The sequence below is a fragment of the Sphingobacterium pedocola genome (assembly GCF_015209965.1).
In the GTDB taxonomy this organism is placed as follows: domain Bacteria; phylum Bacteroidota; class Bacteroidia; order Sphingobacteriales; family Sphingobacteriaceae; genus Sphingobacterium; species Sphingobacterium pedocola.
Genome location: NZ_MU158689.1, coordinates 121,274 through 134,787, shown reverse-complemented (window position 1 = coordinate 134,787; position 13,514 = coordinate 121,274). Strand labels below are relative to the sequence as shown.

Here is a 13,514-nt window from a genome sequence, read left to right as displayed (position 1 = left end):
CAGTACCCCTTTATCCGCTACATGTACTATTTTGTCGTGATGATGTTTGAATTTTGGGCTTAAAGAGGTTATCGTCCTATAGTGCCTTATGTCCCTTTCGGCCATACCACATTACGATACAGAAACTTAGGCAAGGTAACGCAAAACACCATGCGGTACTCATATGATCGGCCAATAAACCCATTAAGGGAGGCAACACCGCACCACCAACGATACTCATGATCATGAAGGATCCCGCGCGCTTTGTCTCTTTGCCCAATCCTTTCAGACCGAGCGCAAATATGGTGGGAAACATGATACTCATGCAAAAACAACTAATGATCAGCGCATAGAGCGACATCTCCCCTAGATTCAGCATCACCACTATCATCGCGATGGCTGCGATCGCTGCAAACCAAGCCAAAAGTTTTGGCGGCTGAACATAGCGGAGTAAGGCCGTGCCACTGAAGCGTCCAATGGTATAAAGTACCATGGCAGCCGTTAGGTAAAAAGCAGCGCTTTGATTCGTCATCCCCGGCAGTTCGTCGACCACATAATTTATAAAAAAACCCCAGACTCCAGCTTGAGCGCCGATATAAAAAAATTGTGCAATCAACCCGTACACAAAATGTTTATGTTGAAATAGCGTTTTTTGCGTTAATGCCTGATCATAATTTTCAGCCTGATTTTCACCCATTTCCGTTACCTCGGGCAACTTCACGAACGAAAAAACAATGAATAACAGGATCACTGCCGCACCAATAATGAGATAAGCATGCTGCACACCGGCAAGTCCATTTTGCGGACCTCCCGCTTGGTCGCCGAAGAGTACCAGTCCGCCAATCAAAGGTCCGAGCACGACACCTAATCCGTTGAACGACTGTGCCAAATTCAATCGAAATACAGCACCCTCTGGTTTACCGAGTACAGTTATATACGGATTCGCCGCTGTCTCGATGATAGCGAGCCCGCAACCGATAATAAATAATGCGGAAAGAAAAAAGCTAAATTGCGCTACCTGAGCTGCGGGATAAAACAGAAAAGCCCCTGCCGCATACAGTATTAGCCCTATCAAAATACCTCTATGATATCCGTAGCGTCTCATCACGTAACCAGCGGGCAACGCGGTCAGAAAATACGCGCCGTACACCGCCAGTTGAATCAGTCCGGATTGTGCCTTGGAAACGTTTAATACGTCTTGAAAATGTTTGTTCAAGACATCCAACATGCTAATGGCGGATCCCCACATAAAAAAAAGACTAATGACCATTATTAATGGCAATAGATAAGGGCGTGATCGGGGAGTTCCCGTTTTGTGATAAGTTGGCATCAGTGAATTAGGATTATAATTTATACAAAGAAAGCAGCAAACGAGCGCATGAAGTAGTACGGATTTTACTACTATCGATACGCATTTGACGCAGTCTTTGGCTAATGCCTCTCTTTTCTATCTATACACTGTTTTTATTGTGTATGCCTATAATATTGATACGATATTGTTGCGGGGTGATGCCCCTAACTTCTTTAAATCGCCTGTTAAAGTTGGAGATGTTATTGAAACCAACTTCGAAACAGATCTGGGTAATACTATTTCGGTTTTCTTCAAGCAATTGACAGGCGCAATTCACCCTTAATTCATTGACAAACTCCTTTAACGTCCGTTTTGTGCGGGCTTTAAAATACCTACAGAACGCTGACGGCGACATATGCGCTTGTTCAGCAATTTCGTCCAGCGCAATATCTTTCGTAAAATTTCGTATCAGGTATTCGTAAATACTACTCATACGGATCGCATCGTGATCATTGAGGTTGTCCCAATAGCCCGCCGAAGATAAGAGGCTCAGTTCCTTTGCTACCGCCAATTCTTCCAAAATTTGAAGCAATAACACCACCCTTTTAGATCCGGTATTCGCAACCATCTGCTCCATCCAGTCTGCAATCTTCGCTTTTGAAGTTCCCTGCACCACCAATCCTCGCGAACTTTTCGTTAAAACAGCTTGAATGGCGTTCATTTCAGGAATGGAAAAAAAAGATTCTCCAAAGCAGGATTCACTAAAATGCACGACAATGGCATAATTCGAAAGACCCGCATTGTGTTTCTGCACTTCGGATTTACCTAAAAACTGTTCATGCGACCAGGCGTGTGGTATATTAGGACCATAAAACACCAAATCACTGTTTTCGAATGTACAGATACTTTTTCCAGCGATCCGCTTTCCATAGGGATACCTAATGAAGGCCAATTCATATTCCGAATGATAATGCCATTTCGTATCCAGCACATCAAAATAATCCTTCCGAACCTGAAAAGCAGCTCGGCTTCCCCATGGTGGTTTCGCATAAATAGGTTTCATGACAACTAATATTTTATTGACAAAAAGTTTATAATTCGACACAAAGCATGTCAATTTAATATCTAAAATACAACAATAACTTTGGTTTTTCGATACGAAATCAAATTCGTACAGATATCCGCTAATCCAATACCATCACGACCTTTATTTTCTTTATACCTTTAAAAAACTTTTATGATAGCAAGATCCAATGATAACGACCTACTCATCACAGATGCACATCTGCACCTCTGGGATCTTTCCGTGATAAATTACCCGTGGCTGGATGAGGTACCGCAATTAAAAAAATCATTCGACCTAGCTGCATACCGAGCGGCGACAAAAGGGATTTCAGTCTCCAATATGATATTTCTCCAATGTGAATGTGCACCGGAGGCATACCAAAAAGAAGTTGATTATATCACAGATCTCGCTGTTCATGATCCGCGCATCCGTGGAATTGTATCCTATTTCCCGTTAGAACAACCTGAGGTGGAAAGCACACTGGCTACCCTTACCCAAAATAAGCTGATAAAGGGCATCCGTAGACTGGAGGAGGAACCTATATCCCTCTATGATAACAAGCAGTTCATCAATAACATGAATTTGTTGCACCGTTACGGCCTCAGTTTTGATCTGGGAATAAAAGCCCATCAGCTACCTGCTGCTGTAAGGCTGGTAGAGGCGTGTCCGACCAATCGCTACATGGTCGATCATTTAGGCAAACCAGCTATTAAAACAGGTGAATTCCGGGAATGGAAACGTAACATAACGGCACTTGCTAAAAATCCGCGTGTGTATTGCAAGCTTTCTGGCTTAGTTACAGAAGCCGATTGGAAACACTGGACGATTGCCGATTTACAACCTTACGTTGACGTCGTGCTGGAGCTCTTCGGAACCCATCGCATTGCTTTCGGCGGCGATTGGCCAGTTGTCACCCTTTCTTCGAGCTATACCAGATGGCTTACCACGGCGCTTGCGCTGTGCCGATCTCTTCCGGACGCAGATTTACAACGAATTTTCTACCAGAATGCACTGGACTTTTACCGAATTGACGACATCTCCTATGAACAGATATGAAATAGCAACGGATTTTAAAATGCCCGCCGCACCTCATCCCATTATAATTATCGGTGCCGGTGGCATCGTGGAAGAAGCACATCTTCCAGCCTACCGGAAAGCAAATTGGCCGGTTTACGGCATTTTCGATCTGGAACAAACAAAGGCTAATCATCTAGCCTCGATTTTTGAAATTCCCCGCGTATACCCGTCGCTCGCTGCATTGGTAGCCGATGCTCCGGACGACACCATATTTGATATCGCTGTTCCAGCCTCCCACTTGGCCGGTATACTCTATCAATTACCTCAGGGCGCAAATGTCCTGATGCAAAAACCTATGGGGGAAACATTGGAAGGAGCCAGAGAGATTCTACAACTATGTGAAACTAAAGGATTCACCGCGAGCGTAAACTTCCAGATGAAACTCATTCCATCCGTTATTGCCGCAAAGCGCCTGATCGACCAGGGTGCTATCGGCACGGTCCACGATATGGAAATACGGATGAACATTTATCATCCCTGGGAACTATGGGACTTCCTGTTTGGCATTCCTAGGATGGAAATGCTTTATCACAGTATACATTATATGGATATGATAAAATACTTTTTAGGTATGCCCAAGCATATCTATGCAAAGACGTTTCAACATCCCAAACAAATGCAGTTGGCATCCACTCGCTCGGTTATCATTTTCGATTACGAGCAGCCCATCCGTGCATTTATCAATACGAATCACGGACATGATTTCGGGTTAGCACATCAGGAATCGTTTGTAAAATGGGAGGGGACAAAAGGCGCTATCAAGGCCACACTCGGCAAAAACATCAACTTCCCCAAAGGAGAAGCTGATCATTTCACGTACTTTTTAACCGAAAAAGCCAGCGACGGGTGGATAGAAGCCGACATTCCGGGGGCATGGTATCCCGACGCATTTATGGCCACCATGGCCGACTTACAATGTGCCGTTGACGATCCAGGTTCAGCCCACATTACTTCTGTCAAACATGCATTCGATACCATGCGGCTCGTAGAAGCTGCGTACCAATCGAACGATGTTGGAGGCACTGTAATTCCCGACTAATAGAAATAGCATTAAAAACCTAATTTCCAATTCAATGGATACTATATTAAATAAATATAGCCGTAAACTTACGGAAAACGAAGACCAAACTGGGTCGAAGGCCATGTTGTATGCGATTGGCCTGAATGAACGAACCATCAAGCTCCCGCAAATTGGCGTTGCCAGTGCAGGCTATGCAGGCAATCCGTGCAATATGCACCTCAATGAGCTCGCCTCGATCGTAGCAGATGCTATGAAGGTTGTCGATCTAACGGGGTTAACCTTCAATACCATCGGCGTTAGCGATGCCATGAGTATGGGGACCCAAGGCATGAACTTTTCACTTCCATCACGCGACTTGATTGCGGACTGTATCGAAACCGTCGTAGGTGGCCAGTGGTATGATGGTTTGGTTACCGTGATGGGATGTGATAAAAACCTACCCGGTGCGGTCATCGCTATGGGGCGACTCAACCGTCCGGCGCTGATGATCTATGGTGGCAGCATTCATTCCGGCCGTCACAAAGGAGAAAAAATCAACGTGCTGTCCACCTTTGAAGCCTATGGCGCTAAAGTTGCCGGCTTAATCGACGAAGAAGAGCTGGGTCAGATTATTCGTAATGCCTGCCCGGGGGCCGGTGCCTGTGGCGGAATGTACACGGCAAATACCATGTCATCTTCCATTGAGGCGTTGGGCTTGTCTTTGCCATACAGCTCATCCAACCCAGCTACAAGCGACGAGAAAAAACAGGAATGTATTGATGCAGCGGCAGCAATAAAAAACCTGCTCGAGCTAGATTTAAAACCACGTGATATCGTGACGTCCCGTTCACTGGAAAACGCGTTGGTAATGGTCATGGCTTTAGGTGGATCAACCAATGCAGTACTTCATTATCTCGCCATAGCAAAAGCTTATGGCCTCTCCCTTACCTTGCAAGATTTTCAGTACATCAGCGATCATACGCCCCTCATTGCCGATTTAAAACCCAGCGGGAAATATATGATGGAAGATGTACACGATTGCGGAGGAACTCCTGCTGTGATGAAGATTCTATTGGACGAGGGACTATTACATGGCGACTGCCTCACGGTAACAGGAAAAACCTTGCGTGAAAATCTCGACGGTATCGAACCGTGGAACAATGCCCTAAAAATATTGGCTCCCTTTGACAGCCCCCTCAAGAAAACCGGTCATCTTCAGATCCTTCACGGCAACATTGCCCCTGATGGCGCCGTCGCTAAAATAACCGGAAAAGAGGGCGAGTTTTTCGAAGGTCGAGCTAAGGTGTTCGACAGCGAAGACGATACGGTCACAGCTGTAAAGAATGGGTTTATTGAAAAAGGCGACGTTATTATTATCCGTTACGTCGGCCCTAAGGGAGGGCCGGGAATGCCAGAGATGCTTAAAGTAACCGCTGCCATTATGGGTGCTGGACTAGGGCAAGATGTGGCCATGATCACAGACGGACGGTTCTCGGGCGGAACCCACGGCTTTGTTGTAGGACACATCGCACCGGAAGCTTTTGATGGTGGAGTTATCGCGTTGCTAGAAGATGGCGATATTCTCACGATTGATATCCCAAACAACCGGATAGACGTTAGATTGAGCGACGAAGAATTAAAATCAAGGCGGGGGCGCTGGAAAAAACCCACGCTAAGAATTACACAAGGCATATTATTTAAATATGCGCAATCGGTCTCATCAGCTTCCGAGGGATGTATCACCGACGGTAAGATAATCGACTAAAAAGAAAGGAGAATTCCGGCAAACTCCGGAATTCTCCTTCGCTTATTCGATCGACGGAAAAGTAATCCTTTCTGACTCCAGGTTAAAGTGATTGACAGCGCTGATCGTGAGGCGGAAGTTTGAATCTTTTAAAGCGGTCGCAATAATTTTCATCTCTGGAAGGGCAGACATCGGTATCGCATCATCTCCGTTGGTATCAAAATACTGATACACACCATGCTCAGGGAAGCGAGCAATAAGCTGATCATTATTATAGATGTTGAAATGCTTAATTCCGGACTCGATGTCAGCATCCGCTTTCCACCGTAGCGCTACCGACACACTATGCAATCGTGCTATGCGAAGTTCAAATGGCGGCGGCGGAGGCGTTCTGTCGATGACGCTTCCTGTAATTACGTATTCTTTCCATGCCGCAGCCGTTGCGGAATCAGGTAACCAAGACATAGACGACGCCTCGTCCTTATACGTTCGATATGGATAGGTATTAAGCGACAGGGTATCACCCAGCCAGCCTCTTGTTCTGTCGATTTTTCTCATCTCCCTGAATGAAGCAGAGCGCCCCCGTGGCAGCCGTTGCGACAACGCAGATTCATAAAAAGGAATGGCCATATAACGCACAAAACTATAGTTATGGTTTTGATAGGGTGTATACGCAATACTAACCAGTCCCCCGGCTCGTCTCAGTTTTTTAAAGCTATTCACTGCCGTAGCCCAACAGCTTACCTCGGGGGAATTAGCATCTGTCGCACCTGCATGACGGATCATAAGCGGGATTTCCAGCGCTTCTTTAGGATAGTTCCACGACGGATCGAAAGCAGGTGAATAACAGAAAGCCGCCAGCACACGTTGGGGGTAATCCCTTATCATTGCCAATGCCCAATATCCCCCTCCCGAATGCCCCCAAAGAAGCCAGGGGGCTTCCCCAAGCGCGGATTGGTCAGATACCTCGCCTATCTGAGTCAGTGCTGCTAAAAGAGATTCGCCCGAACCCGAATCGGGCTCTCTCCATGCATAACAACCTGCAGTGTAATACAAATCTGCACCTACAATAGCTAAATTCCATTTCTTCGCAAAAGATTGATATTGTACATCGTATGCGGTCGATACACCCCGTCCTTCCATACCGCAGCCGTGTTGATGAATTAAGACCCCTCGGATGCGGTCTATTCCCTTTGGAATAAATACATTGTAAGTGGCATAATTCAATGTGTCTTTATTTTTTACGGTTAACCGGTACACGGTGCCGTTGTCAATCAGATTGCTGTCTACCGCTGATTTTCGCTGCTGACCGGCGTTCAGCAGATGTTGTGCTTGCGTCACATGGAGAAAGAGTAGGTGCAAAACGGTTATCCCTAAATAAAATATCTGCAAATTCATTTTTCTCATTTGATTAAGGTTTATACAGGTAAAATTAACCGAGCTATTCGTTAACGGCCACAGGGCAATACAAAACTAAAACGAGCACCTGTCCAAACAAAGATGCTGAATGATGTGCCTTTCACCAAGTACAGTTTTATCAGCAACCTATACCCATTTGACCTTTATTTTAACAAATTTCTACCATGCCTGATGCACATTCTACGCCTAAAATGCAGGGCCTCGTTTATTATTTGCCATTTTTTATTATATCTGCATGCGGATAACCCCTCTTAACGAGCTAGTTGTTAAAATAGTATATATTTTAGTATAACTTGTACTAGCAACAAAGCCAATGTTATCTTATTATTGCTATATCAATTTCACCCAAAATAACTTATGATGAGATCAGTTCTATTCTTCATATCCTTTTACCAGTTCCTTGTCCAAGGTATCTTTGCGCAGACGACACCTATAAATCCACAATTAATGAAAGGTTATTGGCCTTCCTCATGGATTTCATGCCCAGATATCTCCCAACGGGATTATGGTGTTTACCATTTCCGCAAGTCATTCGACTTAAAAGAGAAACCCGATAAGTTTATCGTGCACGTCACTGCAGATAATCGGTATCGGCTATTTGTTAACGGTGTTGCAGTCGTGAGTGGACCTGCCCGAGGCGATCTTGCTAATTGGTATTTCGAGACCGTAGATATCGGACCTTACTTACAACGCGGAAATAATATTGTCGCCACGCTGGTGTGGAATATGGGCGAGTATGCCGCCGTAGCACAGGTATCCAATCAGACAGGATTTGTTTTGCAGGGTGATGGACCCGCCGAACAGGTGATTAATTCGGATACAAGCTGGAAAGTTATGCAAAACAACGCATACTCTCCTGTCTCTACAGACAACACCGAACGGCTAGGCGCATACATGGTTGTGGGGCCTGGAGACCAAGTCGATGCAAGTCAATTCCCGTGGAATTGGGAGAAACCGGAGTTTGATGATGCGCAATGGCAGTACGCTCGGAAGCTCGTCAATAATCCGGTTACGCATGGCTACGGTACAGACAACCTCTGGACCCTAAAGCCTCGGAATATTCCGTTTATGCAAGAGGTGATGCAACGTATTCCGACCGTTAGGAGGGTTCGCGGCCTTCAAGGAGCGGCTAAATTTATCGACGGTCGTACCCCACTCCGTATCCCTCCGCATCAAAAGGTGTCTATTCTTTTAGACCAGTCTTTTAATACCGTTGCTTATCCAGAATTAATAGTGAGCCAAGGAAAGGGGGCACGTATAAAAATGACCTACGCCGAATCGCTATACGACGCTACTGGCAATAAGGGAAATAGGAATGAGATAGACGGAAAAGAAATAAAAGGAAACTATGATGTATTTCTACCAGATGGCGGTTCACTCCGAAGTTTTAGACCGTTATGGTTTAAAACGTACCGATACGTTCAACTCGATATAGAGACATTAGATGAGACACTGGTGTTGAACGATTTATATGGAATGAAGACCGGGTATCCGTTTGAGTTGAAGGCCTCCTTTACAAGTAACGACCCCAATCTGACTAAAATATGGGATGTCGGCTGGCGAACGCAGCTTATCTGTGCCGGCGAGACCTATTTTGATACGCCCTACTACGAACAATTACAATACGAAGGAGATACCCGAATTCAAGCGCTAATAACCCTATATATGAGTGGTGACGACCGTCTAATGCGGAAAGCATTATTGGATTTTTACAACTCAAAGACCCCTGAAGGATTACCGCAAGGTCGTTACCCCAGCAATAGACTACAGGTAATACCCACATTTTCCCTCTTTTGGGTTTCGATGGTCTACGATTACTGGATGCACAGGCAAGACGATGAATTCGTTAAACAGTTTTTGCCGTCTGTGCAGCAAGTCCTGGCCTGGTATGTCTCCAATATGGATAAGGAAAAGGGTATGCTAGGCCCCATGAAATGGTGGAATTTTGTGGATTGGGATGCATTTGATCTCTGGGGCGTTCCTGAAGGAGCAGAAGACGGCAATTCTGCAATTATCAGCTTACAACTGGCCTATACCTTAAAACAAGCGCAAGCCCTATTCGCGTACTTTGACGAAGAAACGCAAGCTCAAAAATATGAAACGTTATCCCACAACTTGAATTCGAAAACGTATGAACATGCTTTTGATAAAGACAGAATGCTCATGGCGAATTCACCCCTAAAAGAAACTTACAGCCAGCATGCAAGTATCTTGGCCATTCTTAGCGGAGCTGTTCAAGGAGATGAGGCTCGCACCGTTTTTGAAAAATTGACAACAAATGATTCCATAAGCAAAGTAACTTTCTTTTATCGGTTTTATCTGATACGAGCAATGAAAGAAGTTGGGTTGGCAGATCGATATTATGCGCAGCTCGACCCCTGGTGGAAGATGTTGGATATGGGGCTAACAACCTTTGCAGAAAAGCCAGAACCTACCCGAACAGATTCACACGCCTGGAGTTCTAGTCCCAATTATGATTTTCTCGCCACTATAATCGGTATTATGCCTGCCTCGCCGGGGTTCAAATCTGTATTAATCCAACCTGGACTTGGCGAGCTGAAAGAGGCAGAAGGATCCATGCCACATCCTAACGGAACAATCAAGGTAAAGTTGAAACGAAATGGTAGCGGTATCAAGGCAACGGTGTCACTCCCCGACGATGTAGATGGAACATTTAAATTCGGAGGAAAGGAAATAAAGCTACAGAGTGGTACCAATTCGATCACCATATAACGGCAAACGACTCACATAATCAATTTAGGAAAATAATTCATTTTAATCGCGTTTGCGTTAAGTCGCATCGTATAAATACTAAATTATGAAGACAGAAACACGTGTATTTTTTAGGTGTCCAAGATCTACAGTTAGGTATGCGCACAAGGTTTTCCTGACCCTATTCGTTGCACTCTCGCTTCCTTTGCTAACGGCTGTTGCGCAGGACAGGATATTTAAAGGAACGGTCCAAAATATCGACGGGTTACCTATTGCCGGAGCGACAGTTTCCGTCAAAGGAGATTCCAGACAGACCAGTTCCGACAAGGAGGGAAATTTTGCAATCCCCTTGACCGGAAACACACCTATCGTTTTAAACATTACGTCTGTCGGTTACGCCTCCAAAGAAATTGTACTGGATGGCCAAGATGAATTTAAAACCATCGTCTTGGAAGCGCAAATCGCTGGTTTGGACGAGGTCGTGGTCGTGGGCTACGGAACACAAAGCAAATCAAATGTCACCGGTGCGATATCCACTTTGAAATCTGAAGAATTGGCCAAAGTTCCTATGTCGTCTGTAACAAATGCGCTGGTCGGGAAGTTACCGGGTTTAATTGCTATGCAGGGAAGCGGTTTACCGGGGCGTGATGGTGCAAGTCTTAACATTCGGGGTTATGGAAATGCGCTTATTATTGTAGATGGAATCGAAGCATCCTTTAATAATATTGATGCCAGTCAGATCGAGAGCGTTACTGTACTAAAAGACGGTGCTGCTTCTATATACGGTTCTAGAGCAGGAAACGGTGTCATCCTGGTAACAACGAAAAGGGGGAATTCCGAAAAGCCCACCATTTCATTTAATGGAACATCTACGCTACAAAAGCCAACCTATTTCCAACAGATGCTTTCCTCGGGCGATTACACAACCTTGGTTTCGGAAGAGTATCTGCAATCGGGTCAACCAGCAAATGCTGTACCCTATACAGCGGAACAAATCCAGAAATTCTACGATGCCACCGAACCTGGTTACTACAATACGAATTGGCAAGACATTATTATGAAAGATTATGCACAACTACATAATTACAACATGTCTGTCAGAGGCGGAAGCGACAAAATCAAATACTACACTTTTTTAGGGCTGATGAATCAAGGATCTTTTTGGAAAAAGAATGGCGGCGATTACAACCGCTATAACCTACAGGTCAATGTTGATGCAAACATATTGGATAATCTTACCTTGGGCGTCACCGTTTCTAACATTGTCGACCGCATCAAGTCTACGCATCGCCCGCAGAATGGAGGAGGTTATCTTTTCGCGGATTTATTCAACAATAAGCCAATGTATCCAGCAAGTCTGCCAGATCCTTCAAGGATTCCTTATTCTGGATCCGCCACTGGAGGCGCCTTGGTACAATCGGATATGGAGCTAGGGGGCTATAATAACAATTTCTTACAGACATTAAGTAACACAGCTATACTGAATTATTCGTTTACAAGTATCGAGGGCTTGTCACTGAAGGCATTTGGTAATTATTCACAGGTTAACGACAATGTTAAATCCTACGGTCGGCCGGTAGACATGTATAATTACAATGTTGGAAATGACACGTACGAACTGGTTTCACAGTTCAATACCAATACACCGCTTTTTCAACAGAAAGCTGTGAACACCATGTTAACAGGACAGTTTTCGGTAAATTATGCGCGAAAATTTGCCGGTAAACATGACGTGTCAGGCATGCTGTTGCATGAGATCATTTCGGTAGACTACGATTACCTCAGTGCGGGCCGTCAGGATTTCACCTTTCCAACACTAGATCAAATGTTTGCCGGAAGCACGAGCACTTTAAGCAATAATGGGTCCGCTAGCCAGATGGGACGTAAAAGTTTCGTAGGTCGCCTCAACTACGGATACGATCATAAATATCTCGTCGAAGCTATTATTAGAGCAGATGCTTCGGCCAAATTCCCGAAAGATTCAAGATGGGGATACTTTCCTTCTATTTCTTTTGGATGGAGAATGAATCAGGAGCAGTTCTTATCGGATTTTGATGGATTAGATGAATTGAAATTAAGAACAAGCTATGGAGCTTCGGGTAACGACGGGATCGGTGACTTTCAATATTTAGCGGGTTACGGTCCTACATTGATGCCAGTTCTTTTTGATGGAACGCCTGTTTTAGGTATAACAACACTGGGTATGGCCAATGAAAGTTTATCATGGGAGCGTCTAGCGAATTATAATGCGGGGCTCGATTTCTCGTTTCTGCAGCGTAAGATCTATGGTGAGTTTGATGTGTTTTACAGAACGCGCAACGGCATTCCTGCAAAGAAAACCATCAGTCTTCCGTCAAGCTTTGGCGCCGAATTACCCCTAGAAAACATCAACAGTCAGACAAATAGGGGCTTTGAATTGAAAATAGGGACATTCCGGCAACAGGGAGATTGGACCTGGGATATCTCGGCCAATGTGTCTTGGCAACGTGCGAAGTGGGATCACGTCGAAGAAGTAGAATATACCGATGAAGATTCGAAGCGGATTTATCAGCAATCCGGACAATGGGTCGACCGTACGGTTGGTTACCGTTCGGATGGTTTATTTGTAAGTCAAGATCAAATCGATAATTTGGATCTAAGCTATCCAGGAGATCCTGCACTAAAACTTGGCGATGTACGGTATATCGATACCAATGACGATGGCATATTAGACTGGCGCGACATGGTAGAAATAGGCAAAGGGCAGATTCCGAATATTATTAGCGGTTTAAATTTGGCAGTTGCATATCGAAATTTTGATATAGCCGCTTCTTTTCAAGGTGCATTTGGATTTTATAAAGCCGTATCATTAACATCTTTCACCCAGACATTTTTTGATAATAGGTGGACAGAAGAAGTCAACAATGCAAATTCTTTGATACCAAGATTGGGAGGAGCATCAACAAATGGTTTGCTATCGGACCGCAACTTTATCAAGTCAGACTATTTACGATTACGCTCTTTTACCATAGGCTACAACTTACCCAACAGGGTATTGGATAATCTAAACATGAAACAGGCGCGACTCTACTTGGGGGGAACAAATCTCTTCACATTCTCAAAACTGAATAAATTTAAGATTGATCCAGAATCCCCCTATGCCGTTCAAGATGGACAGCCGACAACTTCGTATTATCCACAGCAAAAGACCATCATGTTAGGTGTTAATGTTTCCTTCTAACTTTTA

8 protein-coding genes are annotated in these 13,514 nt (G+C 44.7%); 5 read left to right on the top strand and 3 right to left on the bottom strand.

Annotation, left to right across the window (positions count from 1 at the left end):
* Nucleotides 1-76: 76 nt before the first annotated feature.
* Together C4F40_RS00545 and C4F40_RS00540 are read right to left on the bottom strand one after the other, a co-directional pair.
* Complete coding sequence (locus tag C4F40_RS00545; protein ID WP_196937422.1) at nucleotides 77-1,309, bottom strand: sugar MFS transporter; 1,233 nt, start codon at nucleotides 1,307-1,309, stop codon at nucleotides 77-79.
* Between the two features lie 121 nt (nucleotides 1,310-1,430).
* Nucleotides 1,431-2,333, bottom strand: a complete 903-nt coding sequence (locus C4F40_RS00540) for an AraC family transcriptional regulator (RefSeq protein ID WP_196937421.1) — start codon at nucleotides 2,331-2,333, stop codon at nucleotides 1,431-1,433.
* Between the two features lie 174 nt (nucleotides 2,334-2,507).
* Between C4F40_RS00540 and C4F40_RS00535 the strand changes: the two genes are divergently transcribed.
* From C4F40_RS00535 to ilvD, 3 genes are read left to right on the top strand one after another with little or no spacing between them, the layout of a single operon-like run.
* Nucleotides 2,508-3,392, top strand: a complete 885-nt coding sequence (locus C4F40_RS00535; protein WP_196937420.1) for an amidohydrolase family protein — start codon at nucleotides 2,508-2,510, stop codon at nucleotides 3,390-3,392.
* The gene (locus C4F40_RS00530; RefSeq protein WP_196937419.1) at nucleotides 3,379-4,452 is read left to right on the top strand and encodes a Gfo/Idh/MocA family protein; all 1,074 of its coding nucleotides are present in this window, start codon (nucleotides 3,379-3,381) and stop codon (nucleotides 4,450-4,452) included. The genes C4F40_RS00535 and C4F40_RS00530 overlap by 14 nt, the downstream gene beginning before the upstream one ends.
* Before the next feature lie 34 nt (nucleotides 4,453-4,486).
* Nucleotides 4,487-6,178: a dihydroxy-acid dehydratase gene (gene ilvD, locus C4F40_RS00525; protein WP_196937418.1), complete on the top strand. Its 1,692-nt coding sequence runs from the start codon at nucleotides 4,487-4,489 to the stop codon at nucleotides 6,176-6,178.
* Nucleotides 6,179-6,220: 42 nt separating this feature from the next.
* On the opposite strand, the gene C4F40_RS00520 is transcribed toward ilvD, so the two are convergent.
* Nucleotides 6,221-7,564: an alpha/beta hydrolase family protein gene (locus C4F40_RS00520; RefSeq protein ID WP_196937417.1), complete on the bottom strand. Its 1,344-nt coding sequence runs from the start codon at nucleotides 7,562-7,564 to the stop codon at nucleotides 6,221-6,223.
* 369 nt (nucleotides 7,565-7,933) lie between these two features.
* On the opposite strand from C4F40_RS00520, the gene C4F40_RS00515 reads away from it, so the two are divergent.
* Nucleotides 7,934-10,309: an alpha-L-rhamnosidase-related protein gene (locus C4F40_RS00515; RefSeq protein WP_196937416.1), complete on the top strand. Its 2,376-nt coding sequence runs from the start codon at nucleotides 7,934-7,936 to the stop codon at nucleotides 10,307-10,309.
* Nucleotides 10,310-10,394: 85 nt separating this feature from the next.
* A complete protein-coding gene (locus C4F40_RS00510) occupies nucleotides 10,395-13,508 on the top strand; it encodes a SusC/RagA family TonB-linked outer membrane protein (RefSeq protein ID WP_196937415.1) in 3,114 nt (1,037 codons plus the stop codon).
* The last annotated feature ends 6 nt before the right edge of the window (nucleotides 13,509-13,514 follow it).

What these genes read in the sequence shown, in the direction of transcription:
- C4F40_RS00545 (WP_196937422.1), bottom strand. Translation starts at nt 1,309, where the DNA reads ATGCCAACTTATCACAAAACGGGAACTCCCCGATCACGCCCTTATCTA.
- C4F40_RS00540 (WP_196937421.1), bottom strand. Translation starts at nt 2,333, where the DNA reads ATGAAACCTATTTATGCGAAACCACCATGGGGAAGCCGAGCTGCTTTT.
- C4F40_RS00535 (WP_196937420.1), top strand. Translation starts at nt 2,508, where the DNA reads ATGATAGCAAGATCCAATGATAACGACCTACTCATCACAGATGCACAT.
- C4F40_RS00530 (WP_196937419.1), top strand. Translation starts at nt 3,379, where the DNA reads ATGAACAGATATGAAATAGCAACGGATTTTAAAATGCCCGCCGCACCT.
- ilvD (WP_196937418.1), top strand. Translation starts at nt 4,487, where the DNA reads ATGGATACTATATTAAATAAATATAGCCGTAAACTTACGGAAAACGAA.
- C4F40_RS00520 (WP_196937417.1), bottom strand. Translation starts at nt 7,564, where the DNA reads ATGAGAAAAATGAATTTGCAGATATTTTATTTAGGGATAACCGTTTTG.
- C4F40_RS00515 (WP_196937416.1), top strand. Translation starts at nt 7,934, where the DNA reads ATGATGAGATCAGTTCTATTCTTCATATCCTTTTACCAGTTCCTTGTC.
- C4F40_RS00510 (WP_196937415.1), top strand. Translation starts at nt 10,395, where the DNA reads ATGAAGACAGAAACACGTGTATTTTTTAGGTGTCCAAGATCTACAGTT.